At 69.4% G+C, this 17,430-nt stretch carries 14 protein-coding genes and 1 pseudogene; 7 read left to right on the forward strand and 8 right to left on the reverse strand.

Annotation, left to right across the window (positions count from 1 at the left end; translation table 11 throughout):
• Nucleotides 1–1,281: 1,281 nt before the first annotated feature.
• From ACFT7S_RS19585 to ACFT7S_RS19605, 5 genes are all read left to right on the forward strand, one after another.
• Nucleotides 1,282–1,803 (forward strand): hypothetical protein, encoded by a 522-nt coding sequence (locus tag ACFT7S_RS19585; RefSeq protein WP_382733391.1) that lies wholly within the window; start codon nucleotides 1,282–1,284, stop codon nucleotides 1,801–1,803.
• 21 nt (nucleotides 1,804–1,824) lie between these two features.
• The gene (locus ACFT7S_RS19590; protein ID WP_382733394.1) at nucleotides 1,825–2,805 is read left to right on the forward strand and encodes a hypothetical protein; all 981 of its coding nucleotides are present in this window, start codon (nucleotides 1,825–1,827) and stop codon (nucleotides 2,803–2,805) included.
• 533 nt (nucleotides 2,806–3,338) lie between these two features.
• A complete protein-coding gene (locus ACFT7S_RS19595; RefSeq protein WP_382733396.1) occupies nucleotides 3,339–3,848 on the forward strand; it encodes a flavodoxin domain-containing protein in 510 nt (169 codons plus the stop codon).
• A 6-nt stretch (nucleotides 3,849–3,854) separates the two neighbouring features.
• Nucleotides 3,855–4,442 carry a hypothetical protein gene (locus ACFT7S_RS19600; protein WP_382733399.1) on the forward strand — a complete coding sequence of 196 codons (588 nt, stop codon included), beginning with the start codon at nucleotides 3,855–3,857 and terminating at the stop codon, nucleotides 4,440–4,442.
• Between the two features lie 713 nt (nucleotides 4,443–5,155).
• Nucleotides 5,156–5,425, forward strand: a complete 270-nt coding sequence (locus ACFT7S_RS19605; protein WP_382733403.1) for a hypothetical protein — start codon at nucleotides 5,156–5,158, stop codon at nucleotides 5,423–5,425.
• A 380-nt stretch (nucleotides 5,426–5,805) separates the two neighbouring features.
• Here the strand turns inward: ACFT7S_RS19605 and ACFT7S_RS19610 are convergent, their stop codons facing one another.
• From ACFT7S_RS19610 to ACFT7S_RS19620, 3 genes are all read right to left on the reverse strand, one after another.
• On the reverse strand, nucleotides 5,806–6,984 hold the full coding sequence (locus tag ACFT7S_RS19610; RefSeq protein WP_382733405.1) for an acyl-CoA dehydrogenase family protein: 1,179 nt from the start codon (nucleotides 6,982–6,984) through the stop codon (nucleotides 5,806–5,808).
• 100 nt (nucleotides 6,985–7,084) lie between these two features.
• Nucleotides 7,085–8,242 carry a methyltransferase gene (locus tag ACFT7S_RS19615; RefSeq protein ID WP_382733408.1) on the reverse strand — a complete coding sequence of 386 codons (1,158 nt, stop codon included), beginning with the start codon at nucleotides 8,240–8,242 and terminating at the stop codon, nucleotides 7,085–7,087.
• Between the two features lie 119 nt (nucleotides 8,243–8,361).
• Complete coding sequence (locus ACFT7S_RS19620) at nucleotides 8,362–8,574, reverse strand: hypothetical protein (protein ID WP_382733411.1); 213 nt, start codon at nucleotides 8,572–8,574, stop codon at nucleotides 8,362–8,364.
• 292 nt (nucleotides 8,575–8,866) lie between these two features.
• Here ACFT7S_RS19620 and ACFT7S_RS19625 point away from each other — a divergent pair, with 292 nt between their 5' ends.
• Entirely contained in the window at nucleotides 8,867–9,673 is an 807-nt protein-coding gene (locus tag ACFT7S_RS19625; protein WP_382733413.1) for an endonuclease I family protein, read from the forward strand.
• A gap of 51 nt (nucleotides 9,674–9,724) precedes the next feature.
• Here ACFT7S_RS19625 and glsA read toward each other — a convergent pair whose 3' ends face one another.
• The 3 genes from glsA to ACFT7S_RS19640 are packed head-to-tail and all read right to left on the reverse strand — an operon-like array spanning nucleotide 9,725 to nucleotide 12,168.
• Complete coding sequence (glsA, locus tag ACFT7S_RS19630; RefSeq protein WP_382733416.1) at nucleotides 9,725–11,077, reverse strand: glutaminase A; 1,353 nt, start codon at nucleotides 11,075–11,077, stop codon at nucleotides 9,725–9,727.
• A 12-nt stretch (nucleotides 11,078–11,089) separates the two neighbouring features.
• Nucleotides 11,090–11,632, reverse strand: coding sequence for a hypothetical protein (locus tag ACFT7S_RS19635; protein ID WP_382733419.1), 543 nt, complete (start codon nucleotides 11,630–11,632; stop codon nucleotides 11,090–11,092).
• Nucleotides 11,633–11,673: 41 nt separating this feature from the next.
• Nucleotides 11,674–12,168, reverse strand: coding sequence for a DUF1269 domain-containing protein (locus ACFT7S_RS19640; protein ID WP_382733421.1), 495 nt, complete (start codon nucleotides 12,166–12,168; stop codon nucleotides 11,674–11,676).
• Between the two features lie 104 nt (nucleotides 12,169–12,272).
• Here ACFT7S_RS19640 and ACFT7S_RS19645 point away from each other — a divergent pair, with 104 nt between their 5' ends.
• The gene (locus ACFT7S_RS19645) at nucleotides 12,273–13,388 is read left to right on the forward strand and encodes a chemotaxis protein (RefSeq protein WP_382733424.1); all 1,116 of its coding nucleotides are present in this window, start codon (nucleotides 12,273–12,275) and stop codon (nucleotides 13,386–13,388) included.
• Nucleotides 13,389–13,521: 133 nt separating this feature from the next.
• Here the strand turns inward: ACFT7S_RS19645 and ACFT7S_RS19650 are convergent.
• Both ACFT7S_RS19650 and ACFT7S_RS19655 read right to left on the reverse strand, forming a co-directional pair.
• Nucleotides 13,522–15,889, reverse strand: a pseudogene (locus ACFT7S_RS19650) (phosphoketolase).
• A 46-nt stretch (nucleotides 15,890–15,935) separates the two neighbouring features.
• Complete coding sequence (locus ACFT7S_RS19655) at nucleotides 15,936–17,339, reverse strand: NADP-dependent succinic semialdehyde dehydrogenase (protein WP_382733427.1); 1,404 nt, start codon at nucleotides 17,337–17,339, stop codon at nucleotides 15,936–15,938.
• Nucleotides 17,340–17,430: the final 91 nt, after the last annotated feature.

Consider the following 17,430-nt stretch of genomic DNA (forward strand, 5'->3'; position numbering starts at 1 on the left):
GGATGGGCCATGGTACGGCGCATCGCGCGTACCGGGGAGACGGAATCACAGCGTCCGGGTCATTGACACCCGTCCATAGTGACCCGGCACTCACGCCGGCCGCCATGTTTTCCCGGCCCGGCGGCTCAGTAGGCCCGATAGAAGGGCGTCTCGATCGCCGCCGCGACACCGAATCCGGAGAAGTCGGCTTCCTTGAGCACGCGGTAAATGAATTCCGATGCGGTCATGTCGAAACGCTGGAAAGGCTCCAGCAGATTTCCTCGCGCCATCACAGGCCAGGTCGACGTGTCCTGCGAGGTGTCGTCCAGCCAGTAGCACTCCTCCTCGATGAAGGAAAACCCCCCTTGACGAGGCCCTTGCCCTTGCCCTTTCCCTCGCCCTCGCCCTCGCCATTCGCTCCGAGGAGCCCGAATGGTCCGAATGTCCGACCGCCCCAGCCTGTAACGCGGTCGACGGTCCCCGTCACTTGCAATCCCACAGGAAATTGCCGTTCGGCAGCGGCCCATCCATCGTCGCCTGTCACTTGCACCAGTTCCTCTCATACGAGTCGAGGTGGCCGCCGAGGAGCCCCTGCCGGGCGCGCTGAATACCGACCCGACCGGGCTCGACTCCGGACATGCCGACCGGACCACCTCCTGCACATGGCAATGGTGACCTCGCCGGAGACGTGTCGAACAACGTCGGACGCTTCCTAACGGATTGTTCGAACCCCAGTCAAGGGAATTCACAATTCGGATATTTGACTCCCTCGACGTGAAACCCGAAGGCCAACCCGAAGACAATGGGTGCCCCAATTCACCCACTTCTTCCACACCCTGGCATGCGCCGATTCGGATGGTGTATAACCCAGGCGAACTCGCTTCGACCGAAAGCGCGGCCATGCCCACCACGCCTGAACCAACCGACCCGGAACAGCCGGAAGAGTCCGAAACCCACGGACGCAGCACCTGCACCAGCGATCACCCCACGCCGCAGCCATCGGCACCCGCGGAGGGAACCGGCTGACTCCCGGCCCATCAGGGCAACGGCACACACCCCATCGGTCTGTACGTCTGCATCTCGGCCATGGCATCCGCCTCCTTCACGTCATCACAAGACGACAAGACGGCCCAGGCATGCATGGTTCACCGCACTCCCGTAACTCGAGCGGCACTTGCCGCCCAGCACGGGCAACTACCGCCAAGTCAGCCGGCTCGGACGGCTTTCGAAGGGCCGCCCGCGGCCTCCCTCAGCGGTAGGAAAGATCCCGGTCCAGTCATGATCACAAGATGGAGGAAGGGTATGCGCAGCATGAAGAACACCTCGGTGCGCACCAGGATCAGCGCGGCCGCTACCGCGATCGCCGCCAGTGTCGCGCTGCTGATCAGCGCCACGCCGGCTCACGCCGCCACCTACACGACCACGAGCAACTGCAGTGTTCCGTGGATCACCTGCTCCTCGGGCGACCTGTGGCTGCTGTACAACTCCAAGGAGTACGCCATCCAGGATGGCTACTACGTCACCAGTTGGTCCATGTTCTACGGGAACGTCTCCGACTACTACGGGACCAGCCAGTACCAGGGCTCGACCCTGACGACGTACCGCTACGTCTTCAACGGCAACGGCAACGGTGCGTGGGAGTACATGAAGAACAACGCCGCCTCCGTGCAGAACTGCGGCGTCGACAACTACCGCGTGTACTACAACTCCGGCTACGGCGGCACCTCCCAGTACTTCGCCCATCGGGAGCCCTACGGCGACTGCGTCCTGACCAACCTCATCTCGGCGCTGAAGAACAACAACGCCTCCCAGCACTTCGCCTGACCGAATCCCAAGGAGCTACCGATGAACTGGACCAAGCGATCCGCCGCCGCCGCTGTCACGGCCGCGGCAGTCAGCCTGATCACCGCCTGCGGAGCAAGCAGTGGCGACGCCCAGAGCGGCGCGGCCGAGCCGGTCGCGGAGAACAAGCCGATCGTGGACAAGGCCAACTGGCCCAAAGCCACTCCCGAGCGCGGCCTGGCCAAGGGGCTCTCGCTCCCCCTGGAGGACTACATGCAGTCCTACGAGGACACCGTCACCCTCGACACGGCAACCCGCAGGCTCCAGGAAAAGTGCATGGCCGACTACGGCTTTGACATACAGCTTCCGGTGGCCGGTGGCACGCCCCCGCCGAACGACAACGACGCCAACATGGAGCGCCGGTACGGCCTCACCGACCGCGACGCCGCTGCCCAGTACGGCTACGGGCTGTCCGATGCCCTGACCCATCAGATCCGGCAGAGGATGCCCGACCTGACCGAAGAACAGGTCGGGGTGCTGACCGGGCACGGCAAGCCGAACAAGACCGGCGGTGGCGACGTGCCTGTCGCGAAACCCGCCCCTGACACCTACAAGGGCAAGGCCATCCACAGGGGCGGCTGTGTGGGCTGGAGCGACGACCGGATCGGCCAGTCCACCATCGACTTCCAGCTCGTCTCCGAGCTGAACGGCCAGAGCCTCACGCAGTCGATGGAAACTCCCGCGGTGAAACAGGCGACCTCTGCCTGGTCGCAGTGCATGAAGACCAAGGGCTACGACGTCGCCACTCCGTACGAGGCCGCCAACATCGTTCCGCACGCCGAGGGCGGGGCGTCGAAGGAGGAGATCACCGTCGCCGTCGCGGAGATCGACTGCAAGGAGGAGACCGGCCTCGTGGCGATCTGGTTCAAGGAGGACTCCGCCATCCAGAACAAGCAGCTCGCCGAGCACAGGAACGAGCTGACCGGCGCGCGGGACCGGCACGGCAAGGCGCTGGCTGCGGCGAACAAGTCGCTGCAGGGCTGAGGCCGGGTACGGGGCGCCTGGCGCGCACGCCGGTCAGGCGAGCGGGAGACCGGACGGGCCGGGGTCGGTGTGGAGGGTCGTGGTCATGAGTACGAGAAGTGCTCGGCCCTCCATACGCGGCTGCTCGGCGTCCGACGGTCAGGTCCCGCTCCGCGTCCGGCAGGTCGTGCACACCGCGCCGCACCATTTCGTGATCGTCGAGGAGAAGGACCCTGACCGGCGTCTTCTCCGTGGAGCCCTCGATGCTTTCCGACATCACACACTCCGTCTCCGCCGGGATCGTCCGCCGGACCGGCCCCTCTTCATGGTGCCCGTCACGCGGGTCCAACGACCGGGGCCGGACGGCCCTATTCCGAAGCGCCCGGACGAGGAGGTGGGCCATTCAGCCCGCGTTCCTGGGCTCACCGGCCCTGGAGCCGCTCGTACCCGGGATGCAGCCTGAGTGCCCGGGATGCAGCCTGGTGAGAGAAGCCCGCACCGGTCGGACGGATCCCGCGGTGGGCTCACGGCAATCGCGGAAGGCGGTGGGAACGGTGTCCCGCACCGTGCTGGTCGCGTATGGGACCAGGAATGGCTCCACAGCGGAAATAGCCCGCGTTATCGCGTCGGTCCTGCGCGACTCGGGCCTGGAGACCGATGTCCGGCCTGCTGCCGAGGTCGGGGACGTCGCTCCCTACGACGCCGTTGTGCTCGGCGGCGCCCTCTACACGGGGCGCTGGCACCGGGATGCGTCACGCTTCACCCGACAGCACCGACAAGCCCTTGCCGAGCGGCCGGTCTGGCTCTTCAGCAGCGGCCCCCTCGACCCATCGGCATCCGAAAGAGACCTCCCGCCGGTCCCCGGCGCCCGCCGTGCGCAGCGTCGGACACAGGCGCGCGAGCATGTCACCTTCGGTGGAAGGCTCGAAGCCGGCGCTCGGGGCCGCATCGCCCGGATGATCCTTGAGCAGGGGCGAGGCGGTGACTACCGCGACATGGACAGAATCTCCGCGTGGGCCACTGAGATCGCCGACGGGCTGGCTGTCGGGGCGCAGAGGCCGTGAGCCGCCGTGCTTGCGCCCGTCTGGAAGCGGCAGTGGCGTGACCACCCGTTGCGCCGACGTGTCGACATACTCGAAGCGTGGGCGCTCCTGGCTCTCGCCGCCGTGCTGAGCCTGGGCGCTCCGACGGCCGGTGCGTACGCGGCCCGGTCCGCCTACGCACACGACCTGGTTGTCGCCACCGACCAGGAATCCTCTCGGCGGCAGGTCCCTGCCGTGGTCGTACGCCGATCTCCCCCGGCCGATATCTCAGTGGGGGAAACGGGGCGCGGTGACACCGTACGAGCGCTGGTCCGCTGGACCGCACCGGAGGGAACCCCCGCCCGAGGCGTCGCACAGGTCCCCGCGGGCCTGGAACGCGGGGAGCGCACCCACGTGTGGCTGGACAGCCGAGGCCGTGTCACGGAACCTCCGCTCAGTCATGAGCAGATCGTGGCGGGAGCAGTGGCCATCGGTGCTTACACCACGGCCGCAGGGGTGGGAGCGGCTGCTGCCGCCGGTCTTACCGTGCGGCGAGTGGCCGGTCGCCGTCGAATGGCGGAGTGGGAGCGCGAGTGGCAGTGGGTGGGACCCAGCTGGAGACGTCACGACGCGTGACACGAAAAGGCACTCGCTCTCGGCACGGAGTCCTCCGATTCTCTGCCTCGCCGCACACCGTGAAGGGCCGTTCGGGTCGGCGTGGCCGGCTCGCAGCTCGTGTACGCATCCGTCGACGCGGCTCTGGTGATCGTCGGGCGCCGCGTCGGACGGGTTCCGGTGGGTCCGCATATTCCTCATGGCTGATCACCCCCGGATACCCCGCAAGCGCAGGGAGGTTCTCGTGACCGCTCAGACACTTGACCCGGCAGCCGTGGCGGCTCTCGTCGCGGGCGCCACCGCCGCCCCCTAGATGCACAACGCCCAGCCGTGGCGGTTCCACTACGTGCGAAGCGATGGCGTCCTGCGCCTGCGTATGGACCTCACTCGCCTTCTGCCTGCGGCCGACCCGCACAACCGGGGCCTGCATCTCGGTTGTGGCGCCGCCTTGTTCAACCTTCGCGTCGCCGCCGCACACGGCGGTTGGGAGGCGCGTATCTCCGTGCTGCCCGACGCGGCCGATCCCGAGCTGCTCGCCGGGGTCGCTTTCGTGCGACCGCCCACTGGTGGCAAGGACCTGGACGGCCTGTACACAGCGATACCCAGGCGGCACACGAACAGGAACCCGTTCACCGACGAGGCCGTCCCACCGGAGGTGCTCGACGGGCTCAAGGGCGCCGCTGTGGCCGAGGGAAGCCGCCTGGCCTTCTTGAGCCCCTGGCAGGTGGGGGCCCGTGCTCGAGCTGGTGGAGGACGCCGAGCACGAGGAAGCGGCGGCCCCGGACGTACAGGAGGAAATCACCCGCTGGACCCGGGCCGACGCCGGGCGCACGACAGCAGAAGGTATCCCGGACTACGCGTTCGGTCCCCGCCGCCACGGGGGCCAGGGTGTCGTACGTGACTTCGCGGGCACATCGAGGGGCGTTCCCGACACCGTTGTCCGCCACCGTGAGAACGACCTCTTTGGCGCAGGCCCCGGTCGAAACACAGACGTTCTCAACTAGCCGCAGCTGCCGTCCTGTTACTGGCGGCCGAGGCGGTGCTGATGTCAGGTCAGGCCGGCGCCGGACAAGCCGGTTGTCTCCGCTGCCGATGCGCAGCCGAGATCTTCGAAGCAGTCCCGGGACTCAGCCATCAGCCTGATCATCTCCCCCAGATCCTTCCAGCGGACTGCGGTGACCTCGTTGCCCTCACGTCCAGTGCTCGGGATCCTCATCACCCTGCTCGTTGAACTCTTCGAGCATCTCCTTCATGTACTCCGCCCACCTTGAGCACGTCGACGTCGTACGGGACGAAGCCGCCCGGCCAGATGGGGGCGACTGGACGGCCACTTCGGAGGCAGGGGGTGCAGCTCGGAGAGAGCACGTGCTGCGAACCCACCCGTTCACCGCCTGACCCGTGGCATCCCCAAACCGATCCAGGAGATGGTCTCTCGCTGGATCTCGTTGTTGCCGCCGCCGAAGGTGAAGATGACGGCCGACCGGTAGCCGCGTTCGAGTTCCCCGTGCAGGACCGCGCCCGCGGAGCCCTCCTTGAGCGGGCCCGCCGAGCCGACGATCTCCATGAGCCAGGCGTAGGCGTCCCGGCGCGCCTCGGAGCCGTAGACCTTGACGGCCGATGCGTCGTGCGGGGTGAGGGTGGAGTGCTGGAGTGCCGACACCATCTGCCAGTTGAGGAGCTTCATGGCGTCGAGGCGGGTGTGCGTGCGGGCCAGCCGGGAGCGGACCCAGCCGAGGTCGATGACCCGGCGGCCGTCCGTCAGCTTCGTCTCCGCGGCCCAGCGCTGGACGTTGTGGAGCGCGCGTACCGCCATAGTGCCGTGGGCGGCCAGCGTCACGCGTTCGTGGTTGAGCTGGTTGGTGATGAGCCGCCAGCCCTTGTTCTCCTCGCCGACGCGGTGGGAAACGGGGACGCGGATGTTCTCGTAGTAGCTGGCGGTGGTGTCGTGCGAGGCCAGGGTGTTGATCACCGTGCAGGAGTAGCCGGGGTCGCTCGTCGGCACGAGCAGCATCGTGATGCCCTTGTGGGGCGGGGCGTCCGGATCGGTGCGCGCGGCGAGCCATACCCAGTCGGCGGTGTCGCCGTTGGTGGTCCAGATCTTCTGCCCGTCGACGACGTACTCGTCCCCGTCGCGCACGGCCCGTGTTCTGAGGGCCGCCAAGTCGGTGCCCGCCTCGGGTTCGCTGTAGCCGATCGCGAAGTCGATCTCGCCCGCGAGGATCTTCGGCAGGAAGTCCGTCTTCTGTTCGTCGGTGCCGAACTGCATGATCGTGGGGCCGACTGTGTTGAGGGCCATCAGCGGCAGGGGTATGCCCGCCTGGGCCGCCTCGTCGAAGAAGATGAACTGTTCCATCGGGGAGAGCCCGCGTCCGCCGTACTCCTTGGGCCAGCCGACACCGAGCCACCCGTCGGTGCCCAGTCGGCGGACCGTCTCACGGTAGAAGCGCTTCTGGGCGGCGGGCTCGGCGTAGCGCGCGTACGCGTCGTCGGGCACCAGCGCGGCGAAGTAGGTGCGCAGCTCGGCGCGCAACCGCTGCTGCTCAGGCGTGTATTCGAGGTGCACGGCCCCTCCAGGTGTCTCGCGGTCGCGTCGCCCGTGTGCGGCGGCGCACACAGTAGAACGTGTTGCAAGAATCCGGAAGGGCCGTGGAGCCCGACGGCTGTCAGCGCTTGACGGCGCGCAGGACGACGAACTTCGGGTCCCCCGCGATGGTGGTGCAGTTGCCGAAGATCCGGCGCAGCAGGACGTGGTAGCTGAGGTGCCGGTTGCCGACGACCCACAGCTCGCCGCCCTGCCGCAGCGCGGTACGGGCTCCGACGAACATGTTGCGGGCGGTGGCGTCGGTGGTCGCCTGGTGGGAGTGGAACGGCGGATTGTTGAGGACGAGGTCCGCGCTCCCCCGCTCCACGTCGGTCAGTCCGTCGCCGACGACGAAGTCCGCCTTGGCGTCCGGACCGGCGTTGTCCCGGAAGGTCGCCGCGGCGGAGGCGACCGCCAGATACGACTCGTCGACGAAGGTGACCATGGCCTCCGGGTTGGCCAGGGCGGCCGCCGTGCCGAGGACACCGTTTCCGCAGCCCAGGTCGACGACCCGGTCCGGGCCCGTCCGCGTGGGCAGGTGGTTCAGCAGGAAGCGGGTGCCGACGTCGAGCCGCTCGGCGCAGAAGATGCCGGCGTGGTTGGTGACGGTGCGGCCGGAGGTGATCCCGACGTCGCCGGGCAGGTCGTAACGGTACGGCCAGGGGCTGGGCGTACGGGTCAGTTCCGGGTCCGGGGTGCAGAAGATCAGCCGGGCCTTCTTCACCGCGAGGGAGGTACGGGTCGGCCCGATGATCCGCTCGAAGAGCTTGAGGGTTGAGGTGTGGATCTCCTTGACCATGCCGGTCGCCATGACGACGGTGCCGGCATGGACGGCGGGCGCCAGGCGGTGCAGCTGGTCCTCCAGGAGCGCGAGGCTCTTGGGCACCCGCACCAGCAGGACATCGATCCGCTCGGGCGGCGCGTCGAGGGCCGACAGCAGCCGTACGGAGTCCGCATCGGCGCCGTTCCGGGCGAGGTTCGCCAGGGTGGCCCGCTGCGCGAGGTACGAGTCGGTGATCTGTACGGGGGCGTGGTCCGCGAGCACGGTGGTCAGGGCGCCCCAGCGGTCGCCCACCACCACAACGGTGCCGGACAGATCGACCGGCGCGGCGTCATCGATCCCCTCCAGCTGCCGCAGCAGGTACTCATCGGCGGCGTCCCACGCACGGAACGGGTCGCGGGGATTCTCGGGGAAGCGGGCGAGGTCGAATCCGCCCTGTGACGTCGTCAAACGATTCATTGTGCACTCAGGCTAACCGAGTGACCGGGGAGTGCCCCACACAATCCCCGCCCACGGCGGCCTCTCCGTCCGCCGGGACCCGGCACGCATCCCGTCCGCCGGGCCCCGCGGGACGCCGTCTACGGAAGCCGCTTGTCCATCGCCGACCGGCCCTCCGCGGCGATCCTGCCTTCCGCCCACTTCAGATTCGCGGGAGTGAGGTCCCGCCCGGAGGCGAGGACCAGATCCTCGGCGCTCGGATGGTCGCTCCCCCCGCTGTGCAGCAGACGGTCGGGAGTCACCCCCCGCACCTCCGGCACGGTCACAGATACGGATTCGGGCTCTTCGCTCATGCCGCCTCCTCGTCCTTGCGGCAATTCTCGCGCCGCAAGGGCGTCACCGCATCCGAAGCCCTGGAGCCCGCCCGTACGGGGCCTTCCGGGCCCGGGAAGGGGCGTCCGGGACGGGTTGCTGGGCCGCACCCCGGATCGCCACTTGACCTGCACATGATGGGTACGCAGCGTTCACACATGGGTCACGGTGCGTGTGGAAGGCTCCCGCCTGAACAGCCTTCGCACGACCACCGCGACCGCGCCCCACAGAAGCGGATTCGCGGTGCCCCCGTTTCCGGAGAGGACACCCCACATGTCCGTTCGTCCCCGTATCTACGCGCGTCCGCTACTGGCCGCCATAGCCTCGGTCGCGGTGCTCGCCGGTACCGCGGCCGCCGCGCCGGCTCCGACGGCCCCCACAGCCTCCGCCGCCCTCGACGACACGTACTACCAGGCCGCCCTCGGCAAGACCGGCGCCGCACTCGAGTCCGCCCTGCACACCATCATCAGCGACCAGACCAGGCTCAGCTACAGCCAGGTCTGGGACGCGCTCAAGGACACCGACGAGGACCCCGCCAACTCCTCGAACGTGATCCTCCTCTACACCGGCCGCTCGCAGTCGAAGAACGAGAACGGCGGCGACGCCGACCAGTGGAACCGTGAGCACGTCTGGGCCAAGTCGCACGGTGACTTCGGCACCGCGACCGGCCCCGGCACCGACATCCACCATCTGCGCCCGGAGGACGTCTCGGTCAACTCCACCCGCGGCAACAAGGACTTCGACAACGGCGGCAGCCAACTGGGCGAGGCGCCGGGCAACTACACCGACAGCGACTCCTTCGAGCCGCGTGACGCCGTCAAGGGCGATGTCGCCCGCATGATCCTCTACATGGCGGTGCGCTACGAGGGCGACGACTCCTTCGCGGACCTCGAACCGAACGAGAACGTGAACAACGGCTCGGCCCCGTACATCGGCAGGCTCTCCGTACTGAAGCAGTGGAGTCAGGAAGACCCGCCGGACAGCTTCGAGCAGCGCCGCAACGACGTCATCTTCGACCGGTACCAGCACAACCGGAACCCGTTCATAGACCACCCCGAGTGGGTCGAGGCCATCTGGTAGCCGAGCACGGCCGCCGGTTCCGGTACGGGGCCGGCGGCCCGCCGCGGCGGCTCAGTCGCGTTCCGCGAGGACGCGCGCGCACCGTTCGACGGCCTCCTCGCGGGAGGCGAAGCGCGGCAGGTCCTGGCCGGTGCGCTCCCGGGTGAGACCGGGCGGTCCGAGGCGGCCCACCGGGTCGACGACGGCCGCGCGGCGGCCGTCGTGCGCCAGCCGGGCCAGGCCCGCGTGCAGCATGGCGAGGGCCACGCTGTCGATGTTGGTCACCTCGCGCAGGTCGAGCACGACCGATCCGGTCCGGTCCGGGCCCGGCTCGTCCAGCGCGAACAGCACCCGTTCCGCGGCGGTGAAGTCGAGTGCGCCCTGCGCGGCGACGACGCCGACCCGTTCACGCAGGGCGCGCTCGGGTCCCCGGGCGGGTGCGGTGGGCAGGTCGTCGGCGGTGGTGGCGAGCGTGACGGTCGATCCGGGGAGCGCCGGATTGTTCATGAGGTGGAGCCCGAACCGCTGCGAGAGTGCGACGAGCGCCGCGTGTCCGCGCACGGAGGTGCCGGTCGCGTCCAGCGGCGGACTGTACGCGGCGAGTCCGAAACGCGCCGGTCCGGCGGCGATCAAACCGCCCGACACGCCGCTCTTGGCCGGCAGTCCGACGCGGAGCAGCCAGTCACCGGACGCGTTGTACATCCCGCAGGTGGCCATCACCGCGAGGACCTGGGCCGCGACGGCCGCCGTGACAACGCTCTCGCCGGTGACCGGGTTGACGCCGCCGTGGGCGAGGGTCGCCGCCATCGTGGCGAGATCGACGGCGGTGGCCCGTACCGCGCACTGTCTGAAGTACGTCTCCACCGCCGTCACCGGGTCGAAGGGCAGCGTTCCGGCGCTGCGGATCAGATAGGCGAGGGCCCGGTTCCGGTCCCCGGTCGCGGCCTCGGAGACGTACACCTCCTCGTCCACCTCCAACTCCCGTCCGGCGAACCGGCCGAGGAACGCCAGGATTCGTTCGAACGCCGCGGCGCCCGGGGTGCCGGGAATCAGCGCGGTGGTGACGATGGCGCCCGCGTTGACCATGGCATTGGCGGGCCGGCCGGTGCCCCGCTCCAGGCTGATGGCGTTGAACGCCTCTCCGCTGGGTTCGGCGTTCACCCAGCGGCCCACCTCGTCCAGGCCGAGGTCGGACAGGGCCAGCGCGTAGACGAAGGGTTTGGATACGGACTGCAGGCTGAAGGGGACGTCCGCTTCACCGGCGCTGTAGCGATGACCGTCCATGCTGACGAGGGCGAGCCCGAAGGCGTCCGGGTCGGCCTGGGCGAGTTGGGGGATGTAGTCGGCGGGACGGCCCTCCCGGACCCCGGCGAACCGGCTGTGCAGTTCTCCCAGTACGTCGGTCACCGCGTCGGCGGCACTCACCCGGGCCGGCCCTCAGCCGCGCTCGGCCTGGGCGATCCGGGGGAACGTCGTGACGCCCGCGGCCTTGCGGCTGTTGGCCTGCTTGTTGACGGTGCGGCCGGGCGGTGCGTCCTCGAAGCCGAGGACGACGGAGTCGAGGACCTCACCGTCGGCGTCGACGAACTCGACGCGCACGGCGTAGAAGGCTTTCTTCTCGGTGGAGTTGGTGACCCGGACCAGAGCGCTGCGGAAGTCCTCGCCCTCGGTGACTGGCCGGCCGGTCACCGACACGTCCTTGACGGCGTTGCCCCGGCCGTCGGCGCCTTCGAGGACCTTGGTCGCCTCGGCCTTGACCCGTTCGAGGTCGGCGGAGACTGACGCCTCATGACTGCGCTGGGTACGCGGGGTCGCCGAGGCGGAGGGGGAAGCGGACGGCTCGGGGGTGAGCGTCCGGACGTTGCTGGACGTGCCCTCGGAGGTGGTGTCGCTGTCGCAGGCGGCGGTCCCGGCGACGATCACCCCGGTGAGTACGGCGGGGATCAGGAGGCGGGTGGCTCGGGTTCGGTTCGGTTTCACGGATGCTCCGTCTTCGGTACAGGGGGTGAGCGGGGAGGGATTCATTCCGCGTCGTCACCGAAGATGTCGCGGAGCTTGGCCTCGCGCACGGTGTCCAGGTTGCTGTGGAGCAGTTCGGCGCCGCCCCCGGGGAGCGAGTCGCTGATCCGGTCGGGCACCTCGTCCCTGGTGAGCAGGAAGAGCGCCGAAGTACCGGGGGTCACCTGCTGTTTGACCTCCGCGATGAACTCGTCGTCGATGCCGATATCGGCGAGCTTGCCGCCCAGCGCACCGGCCGCGGCACCGATGGCCGCGCCGAGGAGGGGCATCAGGAAGATCAGCCCGAAGAGCATTCCCCAGAACGTCCCGCTCAGCGCACCGGCACCCACGAGGTTGTGCAACTGCTTCGTCCTGGGCTTCGGCCGGTCCGTCGGCCAGCTCACCACGGCGGCGTCCAGGATCTTGATCAGCCCCTCCTTCTGGAGTGACTTCAGCGTCGTCTCGACGTTCTCCGCGGCGTCCGCCGACTGGAACTTCCACACGGTCAGCGTGGACATCTCATCTACCTCCGAGTCATCAAACGACCAACTCGCCCATATTAGGATCAACCGATATGAATTGACTCGTTGAATCACCCGCCACAAAGCCCTGGGAGGGAACGATGGACACGGACGCCCTGACCGCCGGCCTGTTGCAGGACCTGCGGGCGACGAGGCCCTATCCGGCCCTGTCCCTGACAATGCCGACGCACCGCCGCGCGCCCCACAACGCCCAGGACGCCGTACGGCTGCGCAACCTGGTGGCGGAGGCGTCGAACCGACTGGAGGCGGACCCGGACGTGACGCGCGAGGTCCGGACCGCCGTCAGGGAGCAGCTGGACCGGGCGGTCGCCGAGGTGGACCCGCGCCGGGCCCTGGACGCACTCGTCGTCCTCGCCACGGCCGACGAGTACCAGATCTGGCAGCTGCCCCGTACCGCGCCCGAGCGTGTGGTCCTCAGCGACACCTTCCTCACCCGGAACCTGGTCGCCGCCAAGGCCCGGGCGACGCCGTTCTGGGCGCTGACCGTGTCCGCCGAGAACGCCACGCTCTGGAGCGGCACGACGGACGCCGTACACCAGGAGAAGCAGTCCGGATTCCCGCTGACCGCTCCGCACGAGGCGCCGAACCCGCAGCGCGAGGAGCGGATCGGCGATACGCCCAGCACGTTCAGCAACGAGGACACCCGCCAGTTCCTGCGCACCGTGAACGAGCATCTGCGCACGTTGCTGGCCACTGATCCCCGCCCGCTGTATCTGGTCGGGCTCGCCCCCGCACTCGCCCTGCTGGACGAAGCGGGCGAGGCGTCCAGGTCCGCGGTCGGCCGGGTCGCCAAGGGCGCGCCCGCCGACACCACACCGGCCGAACTCCTCAAGGAGCTGCGCCCGGCACTCGACAGCCACCGGAAGCGGACCGCGGAGGAGATCGAGAGCAGGCTCGACACCGCTCGCGGCAGCCACTCCTTCACGGGGGGTCTCGACGAGGTCTGGACCGCGGTACGGGAGGGCAGGGCCGGGCTGGTAGCGGTGGAGGAGCATTTCCAGCAGACCGTCGAGGTCACCGACGGGCACCTTGAGCCGGTGAGCCCCGGTGCCACCCGGACGGCGGACGGCCAGGTCCGCGAGGACATCGTCGACGAGCTCATCGAGGCGGCCCTGGACAGCGGTGCCGAAGTGGTGTTCCTCGCCGATGACTCCCTCTCCGCGTACGGCCGGATCGCGGCGGCGCTGCGGTACTGAGCGCGAGGAACGAGGGAGCGCGGAGTGAGGGGAGCAAGAAGCAGGCCCCACTTCTCGCCCGTCGTGCATGTGACCGTGCACTGACCGGCCGGCCCGCCCCGAAAGAAGCACCGGCCACAGACCCGGGACGATGTCAGCCGTCCCAGGTCCAGTCCGCGACCTCCGGCAGGTCCGTGCCGTGTTCGCGAATCCAGGCGTGGTGGCGGGTGCGCGCATCCGCCATCGCCTGGCGTACGGCGACGGCACGGACCCCGAGGCCGGGCACCCGGTCGATGACGTCCATGACCAGCCGGAAGCGGTCGAGGCCATTGCGGACCACCATGTCGAACGGCGTGGTGGTCGTGCCCTCCTCCTTGTAACCCCGTACATGCAGATGGGCATGGCCGGTGCGGCGGTACGCCAGCCGGTGGATCAGCCACGGATAGCCGTGGTACGCGAAGATCACGGGCTTGTCGGTGGTGAACAGGGCGTCGTACTCGGAGTCGGGCATCCCGTGCGGATGCTCCCCATGCGGCAGCAGCCGCGTCATGTCGACGACGTTGACCACCCGCACGGCCAGTTCCGGCAGGTGCCTGCGGAGCAGGCTCGCCGCGGCCAGTGTTTCCAGGGTGGGTACGTCACCGGCGCAGGCGAGCACCGCATCGGGTTCCCGGCTGCCGTCCTCCGTACCGGCCCACGCCCAGGCCCCGGCCCCGCGTGCGCAGTGGGCGCGGGCCTCGTCGAGGGTCAGCCAGTCGAAGCCCGGCTGCTTGCCCGCCACGATCACGTTGACGTAGTCCCTGCTGCGCAGGACGTGGTCGGCGATGGACAGCAGGGTGTTGGTGTCCGGCGGCAGATAGACGCGGACGACCTCGGGGCTCTTGTTGAGGATGTGGTCGACGAAGCCGGGGTCCTGGTGGGAGAAACCGTTGTGGTCCTGCCGCCATACGTGTGAGGTGAGCAGATAGTTCAGTGAGGCGATGGGCCGGCGCCAGGCAAGCCGCCGCGAGGTGCGCAGCCATTTGATGTGCTGGTTGACCATCGAGTCGACGATGTGGGCGAACGCCTCGTAACACGAGAACAGTCCGTGGCGTCCGGTCAGGAGGTAGCCCTCCAGCCAGCCCTGGCAGAGGTGTTCGGAGAGCACTTCCATGACGCGGCCGTCGCGGGCCAGGTGTTCGTCGACCGGGAGGACCTGCGCCTGCCACGCCTTGCCGGTGGCTTCGTAGAGGGCGTCGATCCGGTTGGACGCGGTCTCGTCGGGGCCGACGACCCGGAAGTCCCGGCGCCCGGCCGTGGCCGCCATGACGCCTTCGAGCAGTCCGCCCAGGACGTTGGTGGGCTCGTGGACGGTGGCGCCGGGCCTTTCGACCGGCACGGCGTAGTCGTCGAGGGCCGGGACCGGCAGGGCTCGCAGGAGCAGACCGCCGTTCGCGTACGGGGTCGCTCCGAGCCGGATGTCGCCCTCGGGCACGCAGTCGAGGACCTGCGCGCTCGGGCGCCCCGAGGTTGCCGAAGAGCTCTTCGGGCCCGTAGGAACGCATCCACGCCTCCAGCTGGCGCAGGTGCTCCGGGTTGTCACGGACTCCGGGCAGCGGGACCTGGTGGGCGCGCCAGGTTCCCTCAACGGGCAGCCCGTCGACCTCCGCCGGCCCGGTCCAGCCCTTGGGGGTACGCAGGACGATCATCGGCCAACGGGGGCGCTCGGTCGCGCCCTCGGTGCGCGCGGCCCGCTGGAAGGCGTGGATACGGTCCAGGGCGAGGTCCATCGCGGCGGCGAGCTCGCGGTGGACGGCGGCGGGTTCGTCGCCGCTGACGTACAGCGGGTCGTAGCCGCAGCCACGCATCAGCGCGTCGAGTTCGCTCTCCGGGATGCGGGCGAGGACCGTCGGGTTGGCGATCTTGTACCCGTTGAGGTGCAGGATCGGCAGGACCGCCCCGTCGTGCACCGGGTCGAGGAACTTGTTGGAGTGCCAGGACGCGGCGAGCGGCCCGGTCTCCGCCTCGCCGTCGCCGATGACGCAGGCGACGAGCAGCTCCGGGTGGTCGAAGGCGGCGCCGTAGGCGTGGGCGAGGGCGTAGCCGAGCTCGCCACCCTCGTGGATGGATCCCGGGGTCTCCGGGGCGACATGGCTGGGCACACCGCCGGGGAAGGAGAACTGCTTGAACAGGATTCCCATGCCCGCGGCGTCACGGGTCACATCGGGATATGTCTCCGAGTAGCTGCCGTCCAGCCAGGAGTTGGCGAGGATCGCGGGTCCGCCGTGGCCGGGGCCCCAGACGCAGAGCGCCTGCTGCTCGCGGGCCTTGATGATCCGGTTGAGGTGGGTGTACACGAGGTTCAGTCCGGGCGAGGTGCCCCAGTGGCCGAGGAGGCGCGGTTTGATGTGCTCCGGTGCGAGTGGCTGTTCCAGCAGCGGGTTGGCCATCAGGTAGATCTGGCCGACCGCTAGGTAGTTGGCGGCGCGCCAGTGCGCGTCGAGTGCCGCGAGTTCGTGGTCGGACAGCGGGGCATCGCTCATGGGGGGACTCCTCGGCAGGGTGCGGGCGGGGATCGTCAGCACCCCGTCAGGCGCCGTACCAGACCGTGGTGACGTTGCAGAACTCGTGGATGCCGTGGCCTGAGAGCTCACGCCCGTAGCCGGAGCGCTTGGTGCCGCCGAAGGGCAGCGCGGGATGCGAGGCCGTCATTCCGTTGAAGAAGACGCCGCCCGCCTCCAGATCACGTACACAGCGGCCCATCTCTTCGGCGTCCTGCGTCCACACGTTGGAACTCAGCCCGAACGGCGTGTCGTTGGCGAGTGCCACGGCCTCGTCCAGGTCGGCGGCGCGGTAGAGCGTGGCCACCGGGCCGAAGGTCTCCTCCTGGTGGATGCGCATCTCGGGCGTGATGCCGGACAGGACGGTCGGGGTGTAGAACCAGCCGCCGTCCAGGCCACCGCCCAGCCCCTCGGGCCGGGCGCCGCCGCACAGCGCGGTGGCTCCCCGCCGTACCGCGTCGTCGACGAGCTCCTCCAGGTCGGCGCGGCCCCGCTCGCTGGCGAGCGGTCCGACGTCGGTGCTCTCCTGCGCCGGGTCCCCGACGGTCAGCGCGCGCATGCCCTCGGTGAAACGCTCGGCGAACGCGTCGTACACCTCGGTGTGCACGATGAAGCGCTTGGCCGCGATGCAGGACTGCCCGTTGTTCTGCACCCGGGCGGTGACCGCGGTCGCCGCCGCCTTCCCGATGTCCGCGGAGGGCAGCACCACGTACGGATCGCTGCCGCCCAGTTCCATGACCGTCTTCTTCACCTCGTCGCCCGCGATCGACGCGACGGAGCGGCCGGCAGGCTCACTGCCGGTGAGCGTCGCGGCGGCGACACGGGGGTCGCGCAGGATCGCCTCGACCGCACCCGAGCCCACGAGCAGGGTCTGGAAGCAGCCCTCGGGGAATCCGGCCCTGCGGAACAGGTCCTCGAGGTAGAGCGCGGTCTGCGGGACATTCGACGCGTGCTTGAGCAGGCCGACGTTGCCCGCCATGAGGGCGGGCGCCGCGAAGCGCACGACCTGCCAGAGCGGGAAGTTCCACGGCATGACGGCGAGAACGACGCCGAGCGGACGGTAGCGGACGTACGCCCTGGAGGCGCCGGCGTCGCGTACATCGGCGTCCGCCGGGTGTTCGTCGGCGAGCAGCCGCTCGGCGTTGGCCGCGTACCAGCGCATCGCCTTGGCACACTTGGCGGCCTCCGCGCGGGCGGCCTTGACCGGCTTGCCCATTTCGGTGGTCATGGTGCGGGCGATCTCCTGCTGGTCCTCGTCCAGGAGGTCGGCGGCGCGGTTCAGCAGCAGGGCCCGCATGTCGAAGCCGGTGGTGCGGTACTCGCGGAACGCGCTGTCGGCCGTGGTGAGCCGTCGCTCGGTCTCCTCCGGCCCCAGCGCGTCGAATGACTTGAGGGTCTCGCCGTTCGCGGGGTTGACCGTCGCGATGGGCATGGCAGTGGCTCCTTGCGTGAGTTTCTTCGACCGTGCCGCGCCGCGCTCCGCCGCGCAAACGCGGCCCCCCGGGCACACGTACCCGGCCGGC

It is taken from the genome of Streptomyces sp. NPDC057136 (assembly GCF_042670885.1).
Taxonomy (GTDB): domain Bacteria; phylum Actinomycetota; class Actinomycetes; order Streptomycetales; family Streptomycetaceae; genus Streptomyces.